This window comes from Saccharopolyspora mangrovi, assembly GCF_035320975.1.
In the GTDB taxonomy this organism is placed as follows: domain Bacteria; phylum Actinomycetota; class Actinomycetes; order Mycobacteriales; family Pseudonocardiaceae; genus Saccharopolyspora; species Saccharopolyspora mangrovi.
Window position 1 is genome coordinate 125,267 of sequence record NZ_JAWLNX010000007.1, and the last position, 23,197, is coordinate 148,463.

The 23,197-nt window shown below is 70.6% G+C and carries 18 protein-coding genes; 14 read left to right on the plus strand and 4 right to left on the minus strand.

Annotation, left to right across the window (positions count from 1 at the left end; all coding sequences use genetic code 11):
- The first annotated feature begins 298 nt into the window (after window positions 1-298).
- On the plus strand, window positions 299-3,127 hold the full coding sequence (locus tag R4I43_RS12355; protein WP_324265731.1) for a sensor domain-containing protein: 2,829 nt from the start codon (window positions 299-301) through the stop codon (window positions 3,125-3,127).
- Between the two features lie 10 nt (window positions 3,128-3,137).
- On the opposite strand, the gene R4I43_RS12360 is transcribed toward R4I43_RS12355, so the two are convergent.
- Window positions 3,138-4,670: a bis-aminopropyl spermidine synthase family protein gene (locus R4I43_RS12360; RefSeq protein WP_324265732.1), complete on the minus strand. Its 1,533-nt coding sequence runs from the start codon at window positions 4,668-4,670 to the stop codon at window positions 3,138-3,140.
- Between the two features lie 189 nt (window positions 4,671-4,859).
- Here R4I43_RS12360 and R4I43_RS12365 point away from each other — a divergent pair, with 189 nt between their 5' ends.
- The 4 genes from R4I43_RS12365 to R4I43_RS12380 are packed head-to-tail and all read left to right on the plus strand — an operon-like array spanning window position 4,860 to window position 8,135.
- Window positions 4,860-5,942, plus strand: coding sequence for an ABC transporter ATP-binding protein (locus tag R4I43_RS12365; protein ID WP_324265733.1), 1,083 nt, complete (start codon window positions 4,860-4,862; stop codon window positions 5,940-5,942).
- A 35-nt stretch (window positions 5,943-5,977) separates the two neighbouring features.
- Complete coding sequence (locus tag R4I43_RS12370; RefSeq protein ID WP_324265886.1) at window positions 5,978-6,580, plus strand: ABC transporter permease; 603 nt, start codon at window positions 5,978-5,980, stop codon at window positions 6,578-6,580.
- Window positions 6,577-7,260: an ABC transporter permease gene (locus R4I43_RS12375; protein ID WP_324265887.1), complete on the plus strand. Its 684-nt coding sequence runs from the start codon at window positions 6,577-6,579 to the stop codon at window positions 7,258-7,260. Before R4I43_RS12370 ends, R4I43_RS12375 begins: the two co-directional genes overlap by 4 nt.
- Entirely contained in the window at window positions 7,257-8,135 is an 879-nt protein-coding gene (locus R4I43_RS12380) for an ABC transporter substrate-binding protein (protein WP_324265734.1), read from the plus strand. The genes R4I43_RS12375 and R4I43_RS12380 overlap by 4 nt, the downstream gene beginning before the upstream one ends.
- Window positions 8,136-8,169: 34 nt before the next feature.
- Here R4I43_RS12380 and R4I43_RS12385 read toward each other — a convergent pair whose 3' ends face one another.
- Window positions 8,170-8,949 carry an IclR family transcriptional regulator gene (locus tag R4I43_RS12385; protein WP_324265735.1) on the minus strand — a complete coding sequence of 260 codons (780 nt, stop codon included), beginning with the start codon at window positions 8,947-8,949 and terminating at the stop codon, window positions 8,170-8,172.
- Between the two features lie 77 nt (window positions 8,950-9,026).
- On the opposite strand from R4I43_RS12385, the gene hutH reads away from it, so the two are divergent.
- From hutH to R4I43_RS12430, 9 genes are all read left to right on the plus strand, one after another.
- The gene (gene hutH / locus R4I43_RS12390) at window positions 9,027-10,562 is read left to right on the plus strand and encodes a histidine ammonia-lyase (RefSeq protein WP_324265736.1); all 1,536 of its coding nucleotides are present in this window, start codon (window positions 9,027-9,029) and stop codon (window positions 10,560-10,562) included.
- Window positions 10,559-12,205 carry a urocanate hydratase gene (gene hutU, locus R4I43_RS12395; RefSeq protein WP_324265737.1) on the plus strand — a complete coding sequence of 549 codons (1,647 nt, stop codon included), beginning with the start codon at window positions 10,559-10,561 and terminating at the stop codon, window positions 12,203-12,205. The genes hutH and hutU overlap by 4 nt, the downstream gene beginning before the upstream one ends.
- Window positions 12,202-13,386 carry an allantoate amidohydrolase gene (locus R4I43_RS12400; protein ID WP_324265738.1) on the plus strand — a complete coding sequence of 395 codons (1,185 nt, stop codon included), beginning with the start codon at window positions 12,202-12,204 and terminating at the stop codon, window positions 13,384-13,386. The genes hutU and R4I43_RS12400 overlap by 4 nt, the downstream gene beginning before the upstream one ends.
- Window positions 13,349-14,680: a formimidoylglutamate deiminase gene (locus R4I43_RS12405; RefSeq protein ID WP_324265739.1), complete on the plus strand. Its 1,332-nt coding sequence runs from the start codon at window positions 13,349-13,351 to the stop codon at window positions 14,678-14,680. The genes R4I43_RS12400 and R4I43_RS12405 overlap by 38 nt, the downstream gene beginning before the upstream one ends.
- Window positions 14,681-14,694: 14 nt before the next feature.
- Window positions 14,695-15,855 (plus strand): imidazolonepropionase, encoded by a 1,161-nt coding sequence (gene hutI / locus R4I43_RS12410; protein ID WP_324265740.1) that lies wholly within the window; start codon window positions 14,695-14,697, stop codon window positions 15,853-15,855.
- 123 nt (window positions 15,856-15,978) lie between these two features.
- Complete coding sequence (locus R4I43_RS12415) at window positions 15,979-16,755, plus strand: class I SAM-dependent methyltransferase (protein ID WP_324265741.1); 777 nt, start codon at window positions 15,979-15,981, stop codon at window positions 16,753-16,755.
- Between the two features lie 46 nt (window positions 16,756-16,801).
- The gene (locus R4I43_RS12420; protein ID WP_324265742.1) at window positions 16,802-17,152 is read left to right on the plus strand and encodes an ArsR/SmtB family transcription factor; all 351 of its coding nucleotides are present in this window, start codon (window positions 16,802-16,804) and stop codon (window positions 17,150-17,152) included.
- A complete protein-coding gene (locus tag R4I43_RS12425) occupies window positions 17,145-17,825 on the plus strand; it encodes a cation transporter (protein WP_324265743.1) in 681 nt (226 codons plus the stop codon). The genes R4I43_RS12420 and R4I43_RS12425 overlap by 8 nt, the downstream gene beginning before the upstream one ends.
- A 78-nt stretch (window positions 17,826-17,903) precedes the next feature.
- Window positions 17,904-18,869, plus strand: coding sequence for a zinc-binding dehydrogenase (locus R4I43_RS12430; RefSeq protein WP_324265744.1), 966 nt, complete (start codon window positions 17,904-17,906; stop codon window positions 18,867-18,869).
- Window positions 18,870-18,914: 45 nt separating this feature from the next.
- Here the strand turns inward: R4I43_RS12430 and R4I43_RS12435 are convergent, their stop codons facing one another.
- Together R4I43_RS12435 and R4I43_RS12440 are read right to left on the minus strand one after the other, a co-directional pair.
- Window positions 18,915-19,091 carry a DUF6104 family protein gene (locus R4I43_RS12435; RefSeq protein WP_093413728.1) on the minus strand — a complete coding sequence of 59 codons (177 nt, stop codon included), beginning with the start codon at window positions 19,089-19,091 and terminating at the stop codon, window positions 18,915-18,917.
- A gap of 198 nt (window positions 19,092-19,289) precedes the next feature.
- Complete coding sequence (locus R4I43_RS12440; protein WP_407691239.1) at window positions 19,290-22,913, minus strand: multifunctional oxoglutarate decarboxylase/oxoglutarate dehydrogenase thiamine pyrophosphate-binding subunit/dihydrolipoyllysine-residue succinyltransferase subunit; 3,624 nt, start codon at window positions 22,911-22,913, stop codon at window positions 19,290-19,292.
- Window positions 22,914-23,197: the final 284 nt, after the last annotated feature.

Here is a 23,197-nt window from a genome sequence, read left to right on the forward strand (position 1 = left end):
GGTTGTTGTTCCCCCACGGGCTTGGTGGGGGGCGGGTCTTGCCCGGGGGGCCCCCCCCCCCCCCACTCGTCGATGGCGTCCGGACTCGGTCCAAAAAGATTTCGGAAGTCGGCGTCATCATGTCGGGCGAAGGCTGTCACCTCTTTAGGGAACCGGCCTCAGGGCCCGGCACCACGGCGGTACCGCCTGTGCGTGGACCGGTAGGGTCTGCGACACAACCCGCTGTGGCGCGTATCACTCGGTGGTGGGCCATCGGGGCCGTCATCGACGGCCGTTGCGCGGCTGCAACGCAGGAGGGGTGCAGTTGACCGAGCGGAGCGAGCGGACCCGGATGTCTTCGGCATCCGGCGGTCTCGGCCTGGCCGGCACCCGAGCGCGCGTGCAGCACCCGCACGTGGCGCTCCCGGACGCGCCGGTGCTGCTGAGCGCCGAAGACGGCCTGGTCATCGCCGCCACCGAGCAGGCGGCGACACTCGCCGGGCACACCGACCCCGGTGCCCTCGTCGGCAGCAAGCTCGCCGACCTCATCGAACGCCGGGGCCGCGAGACCTGGCTGCTCGGCCCGGCCGACCGGGCCCCCGTGCGGCTGCAGACCTGGCCGCACCCCGACGACGAAACGCTGCAGGTCACGTTGCTCGTCGACATCTCCGACCTGGCCGAGGCAGAGGCCGAACCGGACACCACGGCCGGGCCGCACGACTCCGAAGAGCGCTACTGGCTCATCGACGCCCAGCGCCTCGCCAAGGTCGCCAGCTGGGTCTACTACCCCGACACCGGCGTCATCTACCGAAGCCCGCTGCTCGCGGACTTCCTCGGCGCGGGCGGTGCCGAGCACGCCGACGACATCACGGCGATGATCTCCACCACCCACCCCGACGACCGCGAACGCGCCGCCCAGTTCTACACCGACGTGCTCACCGCCGCCGAGGGTGAACTGCTCGAAACAGAACTGCGCAACCTGCACGGCACCCGCGTCTTCCTGTGCACCGGGCGCGCCGAGTACGACCGCGCCGGGCAGATCGTGCGGGTGCAGGGCACCGTCCAGGACGTCACCGAACACCGCGCCCTCGAACGGCAGCTGCGCGACGAGCGCCGCCGGCTGCAGGACGCGCAACGCATCGCCCGGCTCGGCACCTGGGAAGTCGATCCGCGCACCAACGTCATGCGGCTGTCGAGCATGCTCCACGAGATCCTCGGCCAGCCCGTCAGCACCGCGGGCACCTTCGACCGCTACCTCGACCGGGTCCATCCCGACGACCGCGAATGGGTGCGGCAGGCGTGGCGACCGCTGATCGAGGGCGGTGATCCCGTCGAGATCGAGCACCGCTACCTGCGTTCCGACGGCACCACCCGCATCCTGCGCATGCACGGCACCAAGATCGCCGACGCCGACGGCAGGGACCTCTTCGTCGGCACCGCCCAGGACGTCACCGAGCAGCGCGCCGTGGTCACCCGGATGGAACGCTCCAGCCAGCGCTTCTCCGACCTGGTCAACATCACGCCCGTGGGCATCGGGCTCTTCGACCGCTCCGAGCGGCTCGTCAACGCCAACGAAGCCCTCTGCGACCTGCTCGGATACCGGCTCGACCAGATGCGCGGGCTCAGCATCCGCGACATCACCCACCCCGACGAAGTCGACCCCAGCCTGCCCGCGCCGGACGAGCACTCCGGGATCCGCCGCCGCGCGCCCCAGCGGGTCATGGTGCGAGCCGACGGCGAACCCGTCTACTGCGAGCTGCACACCTCCAGCTCCGTGCAGGACGACGGCACCGAGTTCTGGCTGGTGGTGTTCCAGGACATCACCGAGCGCCGCCGCGCCGCCGAAGCCCTGCGCTACCAGGCCACCCACGACGACCTGACCGGACTGCCCAACCGCACCGCCGTGAAGGACCTGCTCGGCCGCCTGCTGGGACGAGCCGACTCGCCCGGCATCGCGGTGCTGTTCTGCGACATCGACAACTTCAAGCGGGTCAACGACTCCCTCGGCCACGACGCCGGCGACGAACTGCTGGTCGCGCTGGCTCGGCGGCTCGAAGGCGGCCTTCCCGAAGGCTGCACGGCCGCGCGGCTGTCCGGCGACGAGTTCGTCATCATCTGCTCCGACGTCGAAGCCAGCGGTGGGGTCGACCAGCTCGCCACCCGCGTCTCGGCGCTGCTGCGCACCGCCGTGCCCGTGCACGGCCAGCTGGTCCGGGTCTCGTCCTCGATCGGCGCGGCCGTGCCCAACGGTTCCGGCGCAGGCGGAGAAGACCTCCTGCGCTTCGCCGACGCCGCCATGTTCGAAGCGAAGCGGCGCGGCACCGGCAAGGTCTCGCTGGCCAGCCCCGCGCTGATGGCCGCCGCCGACCGCCAGCTGCACCTCGAAGGCCAGCTGCGGGAAGCGCTGAGCAACGACGGACTCGCCCTGCACTACCAGCCCGTCGTCGACGCCGAAGGCAGCGTGGTCAGCGCCGAGGCGCTGATCCGCTGGCCGCACCCCGAACGCGGCATGCTCTCGCCCGACGCGTTCCTGCCGGTCGCCGAGCAAGGGGACCTGCTGCGCGAACTCGACCGCTGGGTGCTGCGCACCGCGCTGCGCGAAGCCGCGTCCTGGCCGGTGCGCAACGGCCGTCCCGTCAGCATCGCCGTGAACCTGGCGGGCCTGGTGCCCGGCGCCCCCGACTTCGTCGACTCCGTTGCCGACATCGTCGCCGAGACCGGCATCTCGTGGGACCGGGTGATCCTGGAGCTGGTGGAGACCTCGCTGGTCGACCTGCCCTCCCGCACCCGGCACGAGATGGGCGAACTCGTCTCCCGCGGCGTGCGGTTCGCCGTCGACGACTTCGGAACCGGGTACTCGTCGCTGGCCCGGCTCAAGGACCTCCCCGCGCAGATCATCAAGGTCGACCGGCGGTTTGTCGCCGGGGTCGGCGGCGACGCCTCCGACTTCGCCGTCGCCCGCGCCGTGGTCGACATGGCCTACGCGATGGACCGGCAGTGCGTCGCCGAAGGCGTCGAGGACGCCACCCAGTTCCGGCTGCTGCGCGGCGTCGGCGTCGAGTCCTACCAGGGCTGGTTGTTCTCCGGGGCGATCCCCGCGCCGAAGTTCCGCGAGATGCTGGCGGCCGGGCCGCTCACCGTCCCGTAGCCAGCGGTGATCAGCGCATCGCGCGCACGACGTCGGCGATGCGGTGCCGGGGGAGGTCGATCAGCCGCAGCTCCAGGTCCCGCGGGTGCGGTGCGAGTTCGGCGACCTCCTCGCGCGCCTGGCGCTTGGTGAGGTCCTCGCTCTGCGCGATGAGGGCTTCCCGCCAGACGTTGCCCAGCTTGCCGTGAACCCGTTCCAGCAGGAAGCCGGTCGCCGACTCGGCGCCGGAGCGCTCGGCGACCACGATCGCGTGCTTGCCGTCCGGGGTGCTGCGGTGCAGCTTCAACTCGTACTTGGCCGCCACGAGCTCGCGCAGCTCCGATTGGGCGCGCTCGTTGGTGATGTCCGGGTGGTTGTTGCCCAGCACGAAGGCCACCTTCGTCGCGTTGCAGGCCAGCAGCATCCGCACCAACCACGGCCCCGGATCCGCGCGGAGGTCGAACGCCACCGGCCCGCTCTCGCGCATCGGCCGCGCCCAGCCAGCCCTGCGCAGCTCGGCCACCGGGGAGCCGAGGCGCTCAGCCGCGGCCTCCGGCAAGGCCGCCGGCACGTCACCGGAGGCCTCCACCGACTGCGGGCCGTGTGTGTAGATCGCCTGGTCCTGGCGCAGCGCCAGCTTGCGGGTGTGCGCGCTCGGCTGGCACACGTACAGGTCGCTGGCGCTGCCGATCGCCTGCGCCCCGTAGTAGCGGTTGAACTGCGGCAGGATCGCCTCGAACACGAAGCCCAGCCGCAGCAGCTCCTGCTGGACCTTCAACCCCAGCGCCGGTGTCCGCGGGCTGTAGCCGTAGGCGAGGAACATCCGGCTGTGGCCCGGAGCCAGGCATTCGGCGGCCCTCGTGGAGAACAGCCCGACGCCCTCCGGGGTGTAGGGCGGGTCGGTGAACACCGCGTCCGCCCAGCTCTCCAACGTCGGCGGCAACCCGAACCGCAGGTCGGCGTGGGTGGTGCCGATGTCGAAGCCGCGCTCGGCGGCGACGTCGTCAATGTGCCGGAGGATCCGCTCGTCGAGGTCCACGACGCGCACCTCCGCCGACGGCACCACCAGCGACAAGGCCAGCGACGTCAGGTCGTGGTCGCCGAGGCAGAGCACCTTGTTGCCGGCCAGCTCGTAGTTGTCGCGCAACCACATCGCGCGCCGCAGCGCTGTTTCCGGCGTGGCCGTGACGTGGTCCAGCGCCGACTCCGGGCGCGGCCCGGACGCGATGAAACCGCCCATCACCTCCAGCGCTTCCACGTCGAGGTCGTCCCCGGTCCGCGCGGCAGGCAGCTCGTCGAGGGACATCTCCTGCCGGTAGAGCGGGAGGGAGGAGTCCTTGATGCGGTGCGCTCCGGCCTGCTCGTCGAGGTCTTCACCGGCCGCGGCGAGCACCCGCTCGACGGTCCGGCGCGACACCCCGGTGCGCCGGACCAGCTCGTCCAGCGAACGCGGGCCCGCGGCGAGTTCGGCCAGCACACGACGCACGTGGTGACCCAGCAGGCCGTACTCGGCGTGGAGTTCGCGGATGGCTTCGATCGGAGCGGAGGACTGGGCGTTGTTCATGGGAGTGCAAAGCCTAATCGGTGCGGGAAAGCCGTGACGGTCGCGTTCGCGTTCCCGTGAATGGTTCAACGTGCAGCGAGTTCCCGCATCATGGGAGCAGATCACGCATCGATCTCAGTGGATCGCGGGAAGGGAACCCTCCGGCTAGGGTCGGCCGGGTTTGGGGGACCCGCGCGAGAGGGGGCTCGCTTGATCGAGTTCCAGTCCGTCCGAAAGCAGTACCCGAACGGCACTGTCGCCGTCGAAGAGCTGAGCTTGTCCGTGGCGACGGGGACCATCACCGTGCTGGTGGGGCCGTCCGGCTGCGGCAAGACCACCCTCATGCGGATGGTCAACCACATGATCGATCCCTCCTCGGGCACCGTCGCCGTCAATGGCACCGACGTGCGCGACCGCGACCCCGCGCAGCTGCGCCGGGGGATCGGCTACGTCATCCAGCAGGCCGGGCTGTTCCCGCATCGGACGGTGCTGGACAACATCGCCACCGTCCCGCTGCTGGCGGGCGAAACCCGCCGCGCGGCGAGGAACCGCGCCGGCGACCTCCTGGACCTGGTCGGCCTGCCCGCGGAGCTCGGCAAGCGGTACCCGGCTCAGCTTTCCGGCGGCCAGCAGCAGCGCGTCGGCGTCGCGCGGGCGCTGGCGGCCGACCCGCCGGTGCTGCTGATGGACGAACCCTTCAGCGCCGTCGACCCCGTCGTCCGCGAAGGACTGCAGGACGAGCTGCTGCGGCTGCAGGACGAGCTGGGAAAGACCGTCCTGTTCGTCACCCACGACATCGACGAGGCCATCAAGCTCGGCGAGAAGGTCGCGGTGCTGCGGCAAGGCGGACACCTCGCGCAGTACGCGCGCCCCGACGACCTGCTGGCCTCACCCGCCGACGACTTCGTGACGTCCTTCGTCGGCCGCGACCGCGGCTACCGCCGCCTGTCCTTCGTGGACTCCGCACGACTGCGGCCGCACCCGGTGCCGACCGTGCGAGTGGGAGAAAGGGTCCCATCCGACGACCAGTGGCGACTGGCGGTGGATGAAGGGGACCGTCCGCGCGGCTGGCTGCCCCCAGGCACCGGCTCCGACGGAGCCCTCGACGAGGGGACGCTCGTGGCCGGCGGCTCGCTGCACGTCGAGCACGGGAACCTCCGCGGCGCTCTGGACGCCGCGCTGTCGGCACCCTCCGGGCTCGGCGTCGTCGTCAACTCCGACGGAGGCGCGGTCGGCGTCGTCACCGCCGACGAGGTGCTGTCGCTGCTGGACGGACACCGGGCGGCACCGTGATCGACTTCTTCGGGTCCCCCAGCAACCGCGAACTGATGATCACCCAGCTCGGCGAACACGTGTACCTGTCGCTGCTCCCGCTGCTGCTCGGCGTGCTGCTGGCGCTGCCGCTGGGGCGTCTCGCGCAACGCGTCGGCTGGCTGCGCGAAACCCTGCAGAACGTCGCGAACGTCTTCTACACCATTCCTTCCCTGGCGCTGTTCGTGATCCTGCCCGGGCTGATGGGAACCCCGCTGCTGTCGCCGCTCAACGTCATCATCGCGCTGACCCTCTACACCGCGGCGCTGCTGGTGCGGCCGGTGCGCGACGCGCTGGACTCCGTTCCCGGCCACATCGTCGCCGCCGCCACCGCCATCGGGTACCGGCCCGGGCGACGCCTGCTCGCGGTCGAGCTCCCGCTGGCGGTGCCGGTGCTGGCAGCAGCTGTGCGGGTGGCGTCGGTGAGCAACATCAGCCTCGTCAGCGTCGGCGCCCTGGTCGGAATCGGCGGGCTCGGACGCCTTTTCACCGACGGGTTCCAGCGCGACTACCCGCAGCAGATCCTCGTCGGCATCGTGCTGACCCTGCTGCTGGCCCTGGTGGTGGACCTGCTGCTCGTGCTGCTGTGGCGGCTCGCGACCCCGTGGGCGCGGCGATGATCGGCGAGCTGATCGCGTGGTTGAGCGATCCCGCGCACTGGAGCGGCCCGGACGGGATCCCCGCGCAGACGCTGCTGCACCTCTCCTACTGCGTGCTCTCCGTCGTCGTCGCAGCGCTGATCGCCATCCCGCTCGGCGTCTACATCGGACACACCGGGCGCGGATCGGTGCTCGTGGTCGGTTTCAGCAACGCGATGCGGGCCCTGCCCACGCTCGGCGTGGTCACGCTGCTGGTGCTCGGGTTCGGACTCGGCGTCACGCCCGCGCTCGCCGGCCTGGTGATCCTCGCGATCCCGGCGATCCTCTCCGGTGCCTACGCGGGCGTGCGCAACGCGCCCGCCGACGCCGTCGACGCCGCCAGGGGAATGGGCATGCGGCCCGTCCAAGTGCTGTGGCAGGTGGAGCTGCCGACCGCGCTGCCGCTCGTGCTCGGCGGCATCCGCAGCGCGATGCTGCAGGTCGTGGCCACCGCGGCCGTCGCCGCCTACGTCGGCCTGGGCGGGCTCGGGAGGATCCTGCTCGACGGGCTGAAGATCAGCGACTACGCGCAGATGGCCTCCGCCGCGATCGTCATCGCGGTCCTGGCCGTCCTGTTGGACTTGGCGTTGGCCGGGCTGACCCGGCTCGTGGTGCCACGCGGTCTGGTCCTGGCCGCCCGACGAGGAGGTAAAGATCGATGAAGCGACTGCTGGCCCTGGCCGCCGCCGCGGCAGTGATGCTGACCGGCTGCGGCTCGCAAGACCCGCTGGAGGCCAACAAGGCCCAAGGCGGTCAGGTCGTCATCGGCTCGGCGGACTTCGCCGAGAGCGAGCTGCTCATGCACATCTACGCCGAAGCGCTCAAGACCACCGGCGCCGACGTGCAGACCAGACCGCGCATCGGCGCCCGCGAGTTCTACGTCAACGCCGTCCGCAACGGTGAACTCACGCTCGTCCCCGAATACAGCGGCAACCTGCTGGAATTCCTCGACCCGGCCTCGTCGGCCACCGAATCGCAGCAGGTCTACGACCAGCTCAGCGGCAAGGTCGCACCCGGCATGGAACTGCTCGAGCAGTCCCCGGCCGAGGACTCAGACGTGCTCACCGTCACCAGGGCCACCGCGGACACCGGCCTGCGCTCGATGGCCGAGCTCGGACCGCGCTGCGGCGAGATCGTCCTCGGCGCCCCAGCCGAGTGGAAGTCGCGGTGGGAAGCCAAGATCGCCCAGGACTACGGCTGCACCTTCAAGGAGATCCGCAGCGTCGAAGCCGGCACGATCACCGTCAACGCCCTGACCTCCGGGGAGATCCAGGCCGCGAACCTGTTCACCACCTCCTCGCAGATCAGCACCAACGACCTGGTGAAGCTCGACGACCCGAAGAACATGTTCCCCGCGCAGAACGTCGTCCCGCTGGCGGGCAAGGGCAAGCTCACCCCACCCCAAGCCGAGGCCGTCAACAAGGTTTCCCGGGCGCTGACCACCGAGAAGCTCACCGAGCTCAACAAGCGCCTCGAGGTCGACAAGGCCAACCCCGCCGACGTGGCCAAGGAATTCATCGCCACCGCCGGACTCTGACGCCCGCTCGACCGGCCGCCCCGGCGGCGGCCGGTCAAGCGGTGCGGCCGCTGATCCGGGTGGTGAGCTCGGCGGCAGCGTTGCCGACGTCCTCCGCCAAACCCGGCCACGTCGCACCGCAGCCGGGGGCGTCGCACGAGTGGCGGAAGGTGACCCCGATGGCGGCGATGGGCCGCGCCGTGTGATCGAACGCCGGGCACGCGACCGAGGCGAACCCCGGCGTGACGAAACCGTCCTCCACCGCCCAGCCCCGGCGGCGCTCCTCGGCCAGCAGCCGACGCAACTCCGGCAGGTTGCGAGGGCCGCGTTCGGTGCGCAGCACGAAGTGCTCGGAGGAAGGGAACATCGCTCGCACCTGCGCCGCCGGCAGGTGCGCCAACATCGCCCGTCCCGACGCCGGGAGCTGCGCGGGCAACCGGACACCGACATCGGTGACCAGCGTTTGCGGCTGCGAAGGGCGCTCCTTGACCAGGTAGAGCAGCTCGGCACCGTGCAGCACGCCCAGCTGCGCCGCGCGCCCCACCCGGTCCACCAGGCGTCGCAGGACCGGTCCCGCCAGACGCTCCAGCGGATCGTGGCGCAGGTAGGCCGAGCCCAGCTCGAACGCCGTCACCCCCAGCCCGTAGCGGCGCTCCTCCGGCAGGTGCACCACGAAACCGGCCGCGACCAGCTCGGCCAGCAAGTGGTACGTCGTCGACCTCGGCAGATCCAGCTCGCGTGCCAGCACGCCCGCCGACACCGGCCCGGCGTGCCCGGCCAGCGCCCGCAGGATCGCCAGCCCGCGCCGCAGCGCGGGCACATCGCTGCTGCCCACGCACGAAGTCTTGCATCTCAGACGAAGTCCCTCCATCAGGGCTTCTGCCAGGAGCTTCAGCGCGTTGAGATGGATCCATGCACAACGAGATGGTCGTCGGTCCCCAGCCGCTGTCGCGCGCGGACGTCGTCTCGGTCGCGCGCGGCGGGACCACCGTGCGGCTCAGCGAACTCGCTGAGCAGGGCATCAGCGCCACCCGCAGGCACATCGAGGCGCTGGCAGCCGAAGAACGACCCGTCTACGGGGTCTCCACCGGCTTCGGCGCCCTGGCCGTGCGCCACATCCCCGGTGAGCGAAGGGCGGCTTTGCAGCAGTCCTTCGTCCGCTCCCACGCGGCAGGCGCAGGCGACGTCGTCGAACCGGAAGTCGTGCGCGCCCAGATGCTGCTCCGCCTGCACACCATCGCCACCGGTCACACCGGCGTGCGACCCGAAACAGCCCACGCCCTGACCGCGATGCTCAACGCCGGGATCGTTCCCCTCGTGCACGAGCACGGCTCCCTCGGCTGCTCCGGTGACCTCGCCCCGCTCGCCGCCGCAGCCCTCGCGCTCACCGGTGAAGGCGACGTCCTCGACGCCACCGGCGCCCGCCGCCCCGCCGCCGAAGCGCTCGCCGAGGCCGGGATCGAACCGGTCGTGCTCGCGGAGAAAGAAGGCCTCGCCCTCACCAACGGCACCGACGGCATGCTCGGCATGCTCGTGCTCGCCCTGCGCGACATCAACGCCCTCATCGACGTCGCCGACCTCACCGCGGCGATGAGCGTCGAGGCCCTGCTCGGCACCGACCGGCCCTTCGCCGCCGACCTGCAGGCCCTCCGCCCCCACCCCGGCCAAGCCGTCTCCGCCGCGAGGATGGCCGCCTTCCTCGCGCACTCGCCGATCGTCGCCAGCCACCGCGGGCCCGACTGCCCGCGAGTCCAGGACGCCTACTCGCTGCGCTGCGCACCCCAGGTGCACGGAGCCGCCCGCGACACCGTCGCGCACGCCGAGACCGTCGCCGACCGCGAACTCGCGGCCGCCATCGACAACCCCGTGGTGCTGCCCGACGGGCGCATCGAGTCCAACGGGAACTTCCACGGCGCACCGCTGGGATACGTGCTGGACTTCCTGGCCATCGCGCTGGCCGACATGGCCGGCATCTGCGAACGGCGCACCGACCGGATGCTCGACGTCGCCCGCTCCCACGGCCTCCCGGCGTTCCTCGCCGACGACCCCGGAGTCGACTCCGGGCACATGATCGCCCACTACACGCAGGCCGGGATTGCCTCCGAGCTCAAACGCCTCGCCGTGCCGGCCTCGGTGGACTCCATCCCCACCAGCGCCATGCAGGAAGACCACGTGTCCCTGGGCTGGTCCGCCGCGCGCAAGCTCCGCCGCGCCGTCGAGGGCCTCACCACCGTGCTGGCCATCGAGCTGCTCACCGCCGCCCGAGCCCTCGACCTGCGCGCGCCCCTGAACCCCGGGCCGGCCACCGGCGCTGCCCGCGACCTGCTGCGCCACCACGTGCCCGGTCCAGGACCGGACCGGCACGTGGCCCCCGAGATCGCCGCCGCCGAAGAACTCGTCCGCAGCGGTGAAGCCATCGCTGCCGCCGAAGCAGGGAGGGATCGATGACCGACGTGCGCGCCCCACGCGGCACGACGCTGACCGCGCGCAGCTGGAGCACCGAGGCACCGCTGCGGATGCTGCAGAACAACCTCGACCCCGACGTCGCTGAACGCCCGCAGGACCTCGTCGTCTACGGCGGAACCGGCAAAGCCGCCCGCAACTGGGCCTGCTACCAGGCGATCGTGCGGGAACTGACCACGCTCGGCGAGGACGAGACGCTGCTGGTGCAGTCCGGCAAGCCCGTCGGCGTGCTGCAGACCCACGAATGGGCCCCGCGCGTGCTCATCGCCAACTCCAACCTCGTCGGCGACTGGGCGAACTGGTCGGAGTTCCGGCGCCTCGACGAACTCGGCCTGATGATGTACGGCCAGATGACCGCGGGCTCCTGGATCTACATCGGCACCCAAGGGATCCTGCAAGGCACCTACGAGACCTTCGGCGCCATCGCGGCCAAGCGCTTCGGCGGAACCCTCGCCGGAACGCTCACCATTACCGCCGGACTCGGCGGCATGGGCGGCGCCCAGCCGCTGGCGATCACCATGAACGAAGGTGCCGCGCTCGTTGTGGAGTGCGACCCGGAACGCGCCCACCGCCGCGCCCGCCAGGGCTACCTGGACGAGGTCGCCGACTCCCTGGACGAGGCCATCGACAAGGCCGTCACCGCGAGGCGGGAACGCCGCGCCCACTCGGTGGCGGTCATCGGCAACGCCGCGCAGCTGCTCCCCGAAATGCTGCGACGCGGCGTGCCCGCGGACATCGTCACCGACCAGACCTCCGCCCACGACCCGCTGTCGTACCTGCCGCTGGACGTGGACCTGGCCGACTGGAGCGACTACGCCGCCCGCAAACCCGACGAGTTCACCACCCGGGCACGCGAATCGATGGCCCAGCATGTCGAGGCGATGGTGGGCTTCCTCGACGCAGGCGCCGAGGTCTTCGACTACGGCAACTCGCTGCGCGGTGAAGCCCAGCTCGCCGGGTACGACCGGGCGTTCGCCTACCCGGGCTTCGTCCCCGCCTACATCCGCCCGCTGTTCTGCGAAGGGAGGGGGCCCTTCCGCTGGGCTGCGCTCTCCGGCGACCCGGCCGACATCGCCAAGACCGACGAGGCGGTGCTGGAGCTCTTCGGCGACGACGAACACCTCGCCCGCTGGCTGCGGTTGGCTGACAGGAAGGTTCCCTTCCACGGTCTTCCCGCCCGGATCTGCTGGCTCGGCTACGGCGAGCGCGCCGAAGCCGGCCTGCGGTTCAACGAGATGGTCGCTTCCGGCGAGCTCGCCGCCCCCGTCGTCCTCGGCCGCGACCACCTCGACTGCGGATCGGTCGCCTCCCCCTACCGCGAGACCGAGGCGATGGCCGACTCCTCCGACGCCGTCGCCGACTGGCCGCTGCTCAACGCCCTGGTCAACACCGCGTCCGGCGCGACGTGGGTGTCCCTCCACCACGGTGGCGGGGTCGGCATGGGACGTTCCCTGCACGCCGGTCAGGTCACGGTCGCCGACGGCACCGAGCTGGCCGCGAAGAAGCTCGAACGAGTGCTCACCAACGACCCGGGAATGGGCGTGATCCGGCACGTCGACGCCGGCTACGAACGAGCCGAAGAGGTCGCCGCGCAGCGCGGCGTGCGGACTCCGCTGGTGAGCCGATGAGCGGGCTGGACGCCATCGCCGGGATCGGCGCGGACCGGCGGCGCGGCGGCTACTCGCGGCACGTCTTCGACGACGCCGAACGTCAGCTGCGCGAATGGTTCGTCGAGCAGGCCGAGAACCGCGGTCTCGCGGTGGAAACCGACGCCAACACCAACATCTGGGCCTGGCGGGGAGAGCCGGGCCCAGGTGCGGTCGTCACCGGCAGTCACCTCGACTCGGTGCCCGGCGGTGGGGCCTTCGACGGACCACTCGGCGTGGTCAGCGCGCTCGAAGCGGTGGACCTCCTGCGGGCACGCGGTTTCCAGCCGCGCACACCGATGGCCGTGGTGGTCTTCGCCGAGGAGGAGGGCGGTCGCTTCGGCGTGCCGTGCCTCGGGTCGCGGCTGATGACGGGAACCATCCGCCCGGATCACGCGCGCAACCTGCGCGACGCCGACGGCCGCACCCTCGCCGAAGCGATGGGTTCGTTCGGCGCGGACCCCGCCCGCATCGGCCGGGACGACACCGCGATGGCGCGCATCGGAACGTTCGTGGAACTGCACGTCGAGCAGGGCAAGGGACTCATCGACCTGGGACGGCCCGTCGCGATCGCCGATTCGATCCTCGGTCACGGCAGGTGGCGGTTCCGGTTCAGCGGCCAGGGCAACCACGCCGGCGCGACCCTCATCGATGACCGCAACGATCCCATGCTCCCCGCCGCGCAACTCGTCCTCGCCGCCCGCGGCACCGCCGCGGCGACCCCCGACGGCCGGGCGACGGTCGGCAGGCTGGTGCCGACCCCGGGCGGCACCAACGTCATCGCCTCCGAGGTGGACGTCCACCTCGACGCCCGCGCCCCCAGCGGCGCGCGGCGCATGGTCGACGAACTGACCGAGCGGGCACGGGAATTCGCAGCGCGAGAAGGCTGTCAGGTGGAGGTCGTCGAAGAGTCCTTCGGCGACACCGTGCACTTCGACGCCGCGCTGCGCGATCGGCTGCGCGGTGTCCTCGACGACGCCCCAGCCCTGCCCACCGGCGCCGGCCACGACGCCGGGGTGCTCGCAGCGGAGAAACCGACCGCGATGCTGTTCGTCCGCAACCCGACCGGCATCAGCCACGCACCCGAAGAACACGCGACCGAGGAGGACTGCGAGGAAGGTTCCCATGCCTTGGCCCGCGTCCTGGCTGACCTGGCGGGGTGAGGGGATGTTCTGGTGCGAATGGGCGTGGTTGCCCGAAGGTCCATGCCAGGACGTGCTGTTCGAGGTCGAGTCCGGCCGGATCACCGCGGTGCGGCGAGCTGAAGCGCCCGGTGGTGCGCGCAGGCTTGCCGGCATGGTGCTGCCGGGCTTGGCCAACGCGCACTCGCACGCCTTCCACCGCGCGCTGCGCGGTGACACCGCGCGCGGCACGTTCTGGACCTGGCGGGAAGCGATGTACCGGGTCGCGGCGAGGCTCGACCCGGACAGCTACTACCTGCTCGCGCGGGGCGTCTACGCGGAGATGGTGCGGGCCGGAATCACCGGTGTCGGCGAGTTCCACTACCTGCACCACGCGCCCGGCGGCGCCCGCTACCGCGACCCGAACGCGATGAGCCACGCGCTGGCGCAGGCCGCCCACGACGCCGGGATCCGGCTGACGCTGCTGGACACCTGCTACCTCGCAGGCGGTTTCGGCCGGGAGCTCGACGAGGTCCAGCAGCGGTTCTCCGACGTCGATGCGGCCCGGTGGAGCGAACGCGCGGAGTCCTTCACCGCCCACGAGGTGGTGCTGGGTGCCGCGGTGCACTCGGTTCGCGCGGTGCCGGCCGAGGCGATCGGGGAGGTCGCCGCGTGGGCGCGTGACAGGAAGGTTCCCCTGCACCTCCACGTGTCCGAGCAGCGCGCGGAGAACGAGGCGTGCCTGGCCGCCCACGGTCGTACCCCGGTGCAGCTGCTCGCCGAGCGCGGCGCTGTGGGTGAGGACGTCACCGCCGTTCACGCCACGCACCTCTCGGCCGGGGACGTCGCACTGCTGGGCGGCAGCGGAACCGGGGTGTGCTTGTGCCCGACGACCGAGGCGGACCTGGCCGACGGGATCGGTCCCGCCGCGGCCCTGCAGGTGGCGGGAAGTCCTCTGTCGCTGGGCAGCGACGGGCACTCGGTCATCGACGTCCTCGCCGAGGCGCAAGCCGTGGAGGCCTACCAGCGGTTGGCGAACGAGACCCGCGGCCACCACGCGCCGGGGGAGCTGCTCGCGATGGCCACGGCGCACTCCGCCATCGGGCGTCCCGACGCGGGGCGGCTCGAAGTGGGAGCCCGCGCCGACTTCGTCTCGATCGACCTCGGCACACCGCGCCTGGCCGGTGTCGCACCCCAGGCCGTTCCGGCGGTGGCTCGCGCCGACGACGTCCGCGAGGTCGTCACCGACGGCAGGACCGTCGTCGTCGACGGGGCTCACACCACCATCGACATCGCGCGTGAGCTGCGCGAATCCATCACAGCACTTCGATCTTGAGGAATTAGGCAACGATGACAGCCACTGTTATCACTGGAATCGGTGAACTCACGACCAACGACGACGCGCTCGGCACGCTCGCCGACGCGGCGCTGGTCATCGATGGAGACCGGATCGCCTGGGTCGGTCACACCGGATCCGCGCCCGAGGCGGACGAGCACGTCGACGTCGAGGGCCGGGCCGTCCTGCCCGGCTGGGTGGACAGCCACACCCACCTCGTCTTCGCTGGCGACCGCACCGCCGAGTTCGCCGCCCGCATGTCCGGCCTGCCCTACCAGGCGGGTGGGATCGCGGTGACGGTCAACGCCACCAGGCAGGCCGCGGACGCCGAACTCGCCGCCAACCTGCGCCGTCACGTCGACGAGGCCGCCGCCCAGGGCACCACCTGCCTCGAGACCAAGACCGGGTACGGGCTGACCGTCGAGGACGAGCTGCGGGCCGCCAAGATCGCGGCCACCGTCGCCGACGAGGTCACCTTCCTCGGGGCCCACCTCGTCCCGCCGGGAACCGACGCGGCCGACTACGTGGACCTGGTGTGCGGGGACATGCTCGACGCCGTCGCCGATCACGTCCGGTGGTGCGACGTGTTCTGCGAGGAAGGGGCCTTCGACGCCGACCAGTCGCGCCGAGTGCTGGCGGCCGCCCAGAAGCGCGGCTTGGGACTGCGAGTGCACGGCAACCAGCTCGGGCCGGGCCCAGGAGTGGGGCTGGCCGTCGACATGGGCGCGGCCAGCGTCGACCACTGCACCTACCTGGAGCCTTCCGACGTCGACGCGCTCGCCGCTTCTGACACGGTCGCGACCTTGCTGCCGGCGTGCGACCTGTCCACCCGCCAACCCCTGCCGGACGCCCGAGCGCTGCTGGACGCCGGGGCCACCGTGGCGCTCGCCAGCAACTGCAACCCCGGTTCCTCCTACACCTCGTCGATGGCCTTCTGCGTGACGACCGCGGTCCTGCAGATGCGGATGAGCGTGGCCGAAGCCGTGCGCGCGGCCACCTGGGGCGGGGCGCGAGCGCTGCGGCGCGAATCCGGCGACGGCGCGGTGGGTGTGCTGCGCCCTGGTGCCCGAGCCGACCTGCAGGTGCTCGACGCGCCGAGCACGACGTGGCTGGCCTATCGACCTGGGGTTCCCCTCACCCACGCCGTGTGGCGCGAAGGCGACCGCGTGCGCTGACGAGCACCTCGGAGGGGGTGAAGGCCGCGATCCTCTTCGGCGACGTGCGCATGGGAACCTTCCTGTCAACCCGGCCGCCGGTTCGTACACTGCGCGCATGACCTGCAGTTCAGAGCTGGTCCGGTGAACGACCCGGAGCGGTCGCGGTCGGTGTTCGCCGAGCGCTACGACCGGTGCCGGCCGAGCTACCCGGCGCAGCTGTTCGACCTGCTCACCGCGACCGTCGGTGAAGGGGCCCGCGTGCTCGAGATCGGCTGCGGCACGGGGCAGGCGAGCGTGCCGCTGGCCGCCCGCGGGTTCGCGCTCACCGCTCTCGAGCCGGAGGAGGAGTTCGCTGAGATCGCCCGTCGTCGCCTGGCCGGGTACCTGTCGGTGCGCGTGGTGGTCGAAGCGTTCGAGGACTGGCGGCTTCCGCCGGTGGGGTTCGACCTGGTCGTGGCGGCGGCCTCGTTCCACCGGCTCGACCCGGAGCTGCGCATGGTCAAGGCCGCCGATGCGCTGCGTCCGCGAGCCGCGCTCGCGGTGGTCTCGACGCACCACGTCGCCGGCGGCAGCGGGGAGTTCTTCGGCCGGGTCCAGCAGTGCTACGAGCGGTTCGCCCCCGGCGCTGGGCCCGGGCAGCGCCTTCCGGTGGCCGACGAGATCCCGCAGGACCCGAAGGAGTTCCACCGCTCGGCCCGTTTCAGCCCGCCGGAGTTCCACTGCTACGAGTGGGAAGCCCGCTACACCAGCGAGCAGTACCGGGACCTGCTGATGACCTACTCGGGTCACCGGGCGATTCCGGCCCACGTGCGCGAAGAGCTCCTGGACTGCATCGGCCGCCGCATCGACGACGATCACGGCGGAGTGATCGCCAAGCGCTACCTGACCCAGCTCGCCCTGGCGCAGCGCCTCGGATGACGCGCTGCCCTCGCAGTTCATCGCCGCATGTTGTTAACATCGCTGCATGGCGATAAATCAGCTGGACGCGGCTGCGGCGCTGTTCCACGGCCTGTCCGACGGCACGCGGCTGGCCATCGTGCGGCTTCTTGCCGAAGGCGAAGCGCGGGTCACCGATCTCGTGGGGCAGCTCGGGCTGGCGCAATCGACGGTCTCCGCGCACGTGGCCTGCCTTCGGGACTGCGGACTGGTCGACGGACGCCCACAAGGGCGCCAGGTGTTCTACTCGCTGGCCCGGCCGGAACTGATCGAGCTGCTGACCGCCGCCGAAACCCTGCTCGCCGCGACCGGCAACGCGGTCGCCCTCTGCCCGAACTACGGCACGCAGACGCTGCACGACGAGGCCCGGCATGTGTGACGACCAGCAGCCGTTCTCCGAACCCGGTGCGGATGCCTGCGGCGACCAGTGCTGTGCGCGGACGGCGACCATCATCACCGACGCACGACGCCGTGCGCTGCAACGGCGGGTGCGGTGGCTGGTGGGCGCGACGATCTCCTACAACGTGATCGAAGCGGTCGTCGCCATCAGCGCAGGTGCCGCCGCGTCGTCCACCGCGCTGATCGGGTTCGGGCTCGACTCGGTCATCGAGGTCGCCTCCGCGGCAGCGGTCGCTTGGCAGTTCTCCGGTTCCGACCCGGAGGCGCGCGAGCGAACCGCGCTGAAGGTGATCGCCGTGTCGTTCTTCGCCCTGGCTCTCTACGTGACGGTCGAATCCGTGCGCAGCCTGCTCGGCGCGGAGGCCGCCGAGCACTCCACCGCCGGCATCGTGGTCGCCTCCCTCTCACTGCTGATCATGCCGCTGCTGTCCTACGCGCAACGGCGAGCAGGGCGCGAGCTCGGATCGGCGAGCGCTGTCGCCGACTCGAAGCAGACCCTGCTGTGCACCTACCTGTCCGGAGTGCTGCTCCTGGGGCTCGTCCTCAACAGCCTTCTCGGCTGGTGGTGGGCCGATCCGCTGGTGGGCTTGGTGATCGCGGCCGTCGCGGTCAACGAAGGGCGGCAAGCCTGGCGCGGTGAACACTGCTGCTGATCCTCCCGCTGCCCTTGACTTCCAGTTAACTCGAAGTCAGAGGGTGGGCAGGAGTCGATCGAGAGCGGAGTGATCAGCATGCGTGCGGTGCAAGTGACGACATTCGGGGGACCGGAAGTCCTGTCGGTGATCGAGAAGGCCGATCCCGTGCCACGACCGGGACAGGTCCTGGTGCGGATGGTGGCCGTGGACGTGCTGTTCCTCGACACGCGGCTCCGCCAGGGTTGGGGGCAGGACTACTTCGAGATGAACCCGCCCTACACCCCCGGAGACGGCATCGCAGGGGAAGTGGTCGCGCTGGGCGCGGACGTCGACCCGGCGTGGCTGGACAAGAAGGTCGTCGCCGGCACCGACAACAGCGGAACCTACGCCGAACTGGTCGCCGTCGAGGAAACCGAGCTCGCGCTGATCCCCGACGGACTGGACGAGCAGGCGGCGGTGGTGCTCCTGCACGACGCCACCATCGCCATGCGACTGGTCGACCACGCGGCCGTGCGCGCGGGAGAACGGGTGCTCGTCACCGCTGCGGCGGGCGGAGCCGCGTCCATCATCGTCCAGCTGGCCAAAGCAGCAGGGGCGCAGGTCATCGGCGCTGCGCGAGGCGAGGGGAAACTCGGCCTGGTGCGCACGCTCGGTGCAGAGCCAGTCGACTACAGCGCCCCGGAGTGGGTCGAGGAGGTCCGCGAACTGACCGGCGGAGTCGACGTCATCTTCGACGGCGCCGGCGGCGCCTACGGGCGAGCCGCGTTCCACTCCGCCGACAACGGCGCGCGCATCATCACCTACGGAGCGTCCGACGAGGACTTCGCCGAGATCGACGCCGACGAAGCGCGGCGACGCGACGTGACCATCACCGGGCTCCTCGAGATCGAGCAACTCTCGCGCCACCAGCGCAAGAACGTGCTCGTCAAAGCACTGGCGGAGGCCGCCGCCGGACACATCACCCCGGCCATCGGACGAACCTTCCCCCTCGAGCGCGCCGCTGACGCGCACACCGCCATCGAGCAGCGCGAGATCATCGGGCGCGCAGTGCTGCGGGCGTGAACGCGGGCCCGGCCGCGCGTCTGGGGGTGCGCGGCCGGGGCTGCCTCACTCGTCGTCGGCGTCGTCGCGTGCGAGGAAGGTCGCCAAGCGCTCAGTGGCGTCCTCGAAATCCGGGTTGAGGTCCACGAAGGCCCGCATCCGGTCAGCGACCCACGCCAAGGTGACCTCGTCGTCACCGCGACGCTCTTCGAGTTCTTCAATGCCGCGGTCGGTGAAATACACCGCTTCCTCCTAGTGCTCCGTCGATCTTCGACGCCGTGCGGTCGGGAACAGCAGGGTACGAAACGGCCCTTCACCACAGGCGATGCGCCCCGGTCGAAGTGAGCGGAAGGTTCCCATGCACACTCCGCCGCCAATGCGGGCGCGAAAAAGCGGGCCGCCGGCTCCCGGAGGAACCGACGGCCCGCTTCAGCTGGAAGATCAGGCGAACGCGGTCTGCACGACCTCGGCCTGCTCGACCTCGTGGACCTTGGCCAGACCGGTGGCCGGAGCGGCCATCGGACGACGCGAGACCCGCTTGAGCTTGCCGACCAGCTCCGGGAACTGCTCGGTCAGGGCCAAGCCCAGGAACGGCCACGCACCCTGGTTGGCCGGCTCCTCCTGCGTCCAGCGGACCGACTCCAGGTTCGGGTACCGCTCGAACAGGGCGCCCAGCTTGCGGTGCGGCAGCGGGTAGAGCTGCTCGAGCCGCGCCACCGCGGTGTCGGTGATGCCGTTCTTGTCGCGGTGGGCCGCCAGCTCGTAGTAGAGCTTGCCGGTGCACAGCACCAGCTTCTTGACCTGCGACGGGTCCGGCTTGGCCGGGTCGTCGATGACCGAGGTGAACTTGCCCTCGGTGAAGTCCTCGACCGGGCTGGTCGCGGCCTTCAGGCGCAGCATCGACTTCGGCGTGAACACCACCAGCGGACGGTGGATGCCGTCCAGCGCGTGCCGCCGCAGCAGGTGGAAGTAGTTCGCCGGCGTCGACGGCATCGCGACCGTCATCGACCCCTCGGCGCACAGCTGCAGCCACCGCTCGATGCGGCCCGAGCTGTGGTCGGGGCCCTGGCCCTCCTGGCCGTGCGGCAGCAGCATCACCACGTCGGAGCGCTGACCCCACTTGGCCTCACCGGACGAGATGAACTCGTCGATGATCGACTGAGCGCCGTTGAAGAAGTCACCGAACTGCGCTTCCCACAGCACCAGCGCCTCGGGGTTGCCCACCGAGTAGCCGTACTCGAAGCCCAGCGCGGCGAACTCCGACAGCGCCGAGTCGTAGACCAGGAACTTGCCCTGCTCATCCGAGAGGTTCTGCAGCGGCGTGTGCTCGGAGTCGTTCTTGCGGTCGATGAGCACCGAGTGGCGCTGACCGAACGTGCCGCGGCGGCTGTCCTGACCGGTCAGGCGGACCTGGCGGCCCTCCATCACCAGCGAACCGAACGCCAGCAGCTCACCGAAGGCCCAGTCGATGCCGCCCTCGCGACCCATCTTGGCGCGACGCTCCAGCACCGGCTTCACGCGCGGGTGCGGGGAGAAGCCGTCAGGCAGGTTGATCTGCGCCTCGGCGATCCGCTCCAGCGTCTCCTGCGCGATCGCGGTGGACAGGCCGCGCGGCACCTGCTGCTCGGACTCCACCGACGGGCTCGGCGCCGGCGGGTGCTTCTCCAGCTCGCGGACCTCGTTGAACACGTGCTCCAACTGCGCCGCGTAGTCCTTGAGGGCCTTCTCGGCCTCGTCCACGGTGATGTCACCGCGGCCGATCAGCGACTCGGTGTAGACCTTGCGGACGCTGCGCATCTTGTCGATCGCGTCGTACATCTTCGGCTGCGTCATCGACGGGTCGTCGCCCTCGTTGTGGCCGCGACGGCGGTAGCAGACCATGTCGATCACGACGTCCTTGCCGAACGCCTGGCGGTACTCCACGGCCAGACGCGCGACCCACACGCAAGCCTCGGGGTCGTCGCCGTTGACGTGGAACACCGGCGCGCCGATCATCTTCGCGACGTCGGTGCAGTACTTGCTGGAACGCGAGTGCTCCGGCGCGGTGGTGTAACCGACCTGGTTGTTGACGATCACGTGGACCGTGCCGCCCGTGCGGTAGCCGCGCAGCAGCGACAGGTTCAGCGTCTCGGCGACCACGCCCTGACCGGCGAACGCGGCGTCACCGTGCAGCAGCACCGGCAGCACCGTGAAGCCCTCCTGGCCCTTGTCCAGGATGTCCTGCTTGGCGCGGACGATGCCCTCCAGCACCGGGTCCACGGCCTCCAGGTGGGACGGGTTCGAGGTCAGCGACACCTTGGTTTCGCCGTCGCCGAACATCCGGAAGTACTTGCCCTCGGCACCCAGGTGGTACTTCACGTCACCGGACCCGTGGGCCTGACCCGGGTCGAGGTTGCCCTCGAACTCGCGGAAGATCTGCGAGATCGGCTTGCCGACGATGTTGGCCAGCACGTTGAGCCGGCCGCGGTGCGGCATGCCGATGACGACCTCGTCGAGCTCGTGCGCAGCGGAGTTGTCCAGCACCGCGTCCAGCAGCGGCACCACTGTCTCGGCGCCTTCCAGCGAGAACCGCTTCTGCCCGACGTACTTGGTCTGCAGGAACGTCTCGAAGGCCTCGGCCGCGTTGAGCTTCGACAGGATGTACTTCTGCTCGGTCGAGTCCGGCTTGGTGTGCGGCTTCTCGACCCGCTGCTGCAGCCACTCTCGCTCGTCGGGCTCCAGGATGTGCATGTACTCCACGCCGACGGTGCGGCAGTAGGAGTCGCGCAGCACGCCCAGCACGTCACGCAGCTTCATCTTCTCGCGGCCGGCGAAACCGCCCACGGCGAACTCCCGGTCCAGGTCCCACAGCGTGAGGCTGTGCGACAGGACGTCGAGGTCCTCGTGCCGGCGCTGCCGGTAGTTCAGCGGGTCGATGTCGGCCATCAGGTGGCCGCGCGTGCGGTAGGCGTCGATCAGCTCGAGCACCCGGGCGGTCTTGTCGACCGAGCCCTCGGGGATGTCCTGCGTCCAGCGAACCGGCTCGTAGGGGATGCGCAGCGACGCGAAGATGTCGTCGAAGAAGCCGTCCTCGCCCAGCAGCAGCTGGTGCACGCGGCGCAGGAAGTCGCCGGACTCGGCGCCCTGGATGACGCGGTGGTCGTAGGTGGACGTCAGCGTCACGATCTTGCTGATGCCCATGTCGACCAGCGTCTTCTCGCTGGCGCCCTGGAACTCGGCCGGGTAGTCCATCGCGCCGACACCGATGATCGCGCTCTGGCCCTTGGTCAGCCGCGGCACCGAGTGGTTGGTGCCGGACGGGCCCGGGTTGGTCAGCGAGATCGTGGTGCCGGAGAAGTCGTCCGCGGTCAGCGCGCCACCGCGCGCCTTGCGGATGATGTCCTCGTAGGCCTGCCAGAACTGGTAGAACGTCATGTCCTCGCAGCCCTTGATGGAGGCGACCACGAGGTTGCGCGACCCGTCCTTGCCCGGCATGTCGATGGCCAGGCCCAAGTTGATGTGCTCCGGCGTGACGGACGCGGGCTTGCCCTTGGCGTCCTCGCCGTAGTGGCGGTTCATGTTCGGGAAGTCCTTGACCGCCCTGATCAGCGCGTAGCCGATCAGGTGCGTGAAGGAGACCTTCCCGCCCTTGTTCCGCTTGAGGTGGTTGTTGATGACGATGCGGTTGTCGAACAGCAGCTTGGCCGGCACCGCGCGCACGCTGGTCGCGGTCGGGACCGTCAGCGACTGATCCATATTCTTGGCGATCGCGGCCGCGGCACCGCGCAGGGTCTTCACGTCGCCCTCGGCCTGCGGCTGCTTCACCGGCGCGGCCTTGGCGGCCTGCTGCGGGGAAGGCTTCGGCGCAGCGGCGGGCTTGGACGCGGGCGCGGCGGCTGCGGGCGCCTGGCCGTTGGTCTCACCGGTGCGCGCCGCGGTGGCCGTCGTGGTCGGTGCCGCTGCAGCGCCGGCCGCAGCAGCGGTAGCGGTGTTCTCGTTTTTCGCCTGGTCCGACTTGTAGTCGGCGAAGAATTCGTGCCACGCCGAGTCTACGGAAGTGGGATCTTGGAGGAACTGCTCGTACATCTCCTCGATCAACCACTCATTGGGGCCGAACTGTGACGCGGGGCTGCTGGACACGGCTGGCGTTCGCCTCGATCCATATGCTCGTGATTTACAGACACACTCGGGTACCAGGCTAGCCGCCCGAATCGCGAGGTTGACACACAGGACGGCCGTTCGGCGGATGGAGTCCGGTCACGGAATCGATCAGGATCGCCCGGCCAGCGGGGATGTCCCCCCGTCCGGAGCGCTCGGTAGATCATCAGCCGTCCTTGGCGTGCTTCGTTCGCTGATCAGCGCCGCTTGGC

Excerpts from the sequence above, each read along its gene's own strand:
- R4I43_RS12360 (WP_324265732.1), bottom strand. The coding sequence starts at position 4,670 with ATGAACAACGCCCAGTCCTCCGCTCCGATCGAAGCCATCCGCGAACTC.
- R4I43_RS12370 (WP_324265886.1), top strand. The coding sequence starts at position 5,978 with ATGATCACCCAGCTCGGCGAACACGTGTACCTGTCGCTGCTCCCGCTG.
- R4I43_RS12375 (WP_324265887.1), top strand. The coding sequence starts at position 6,577 with ATGATCGGCGAGCTGATCGCGTGGTTGAGCGATCCCGCGCACTGGAGC.
- R4I43_RS12380 (WP_324265734.1), top strand. The coding sequence starts at position 7,257 with ATGAAGCGACTGCTGGCCCTGGCCGCCGCCGCGGCAGTGATGCTGACC.
- hutH (WP_324265736.1), top strand. The coding sequence starts at position 9,027 with ATGCACAACGAGATGGTCGTCGGTCCCCAGCCGCTGTCGCGCGCGGAC.
- hutU (WP_324265737.1), top strand. The coding sequence starts at position 10,559 with ATGACCGACGTGCGCGCCCCACGCGGCACGACGCTGACCGCGCGCAGC.
- R4I43_RS12400 (WP_324265738.1), top strand. The coding sequence starts at position 12,202 with ATGAGCGGGCTGGACGCCATCGCCGGGATCGGCGCGGACCGGCGGCGC.
- R4I43_RS12405 (WP_324265739.1), top strand. The coding sequence starts at position 13,349 with ATGCCTTGGCCCGCGTCCTGGCTGACCTGGCGGGGTGAGGGGATGTTC.
- hutI (WP_324265740.1), top strand. The coding sequence starts at position 14,695 with ATGACAGCCACTGTTATCACTGGAATCGGTGAACTCACGACCAACGAC.
- R4I43_RS12420 (WP_324265742.1), top strand. The coding sequence starts at position 16,802 with ATGGCGATAAATCAGCTGGACGCGGCTGCGGCGCTGTTCCACGGCCTG.
- R4I43_RS12425 (WP_324265743.1), top strand. The coding sequence starts at position 17,145 with ATGTGTGACGACCAGCAGCCGTTCTCCGAACCCGGTGCGGATGCCTGC.
- R4I43_RS12430 (WP_324265744.1), top strand. The coding sequence starts at position 17,904 with ATGCGTGCGGTGCAAGTGACGACATTCGGGGGACCGGAAGTCCTGTCG.
- R4I43_RS12440 (WP_407691239.1), bottom strand. The coding sequence starts at position 22,913 with ATGTACGAGCAGTTCCTCCAAGATCCCACTTCCGTAGACTCGGCGTGG.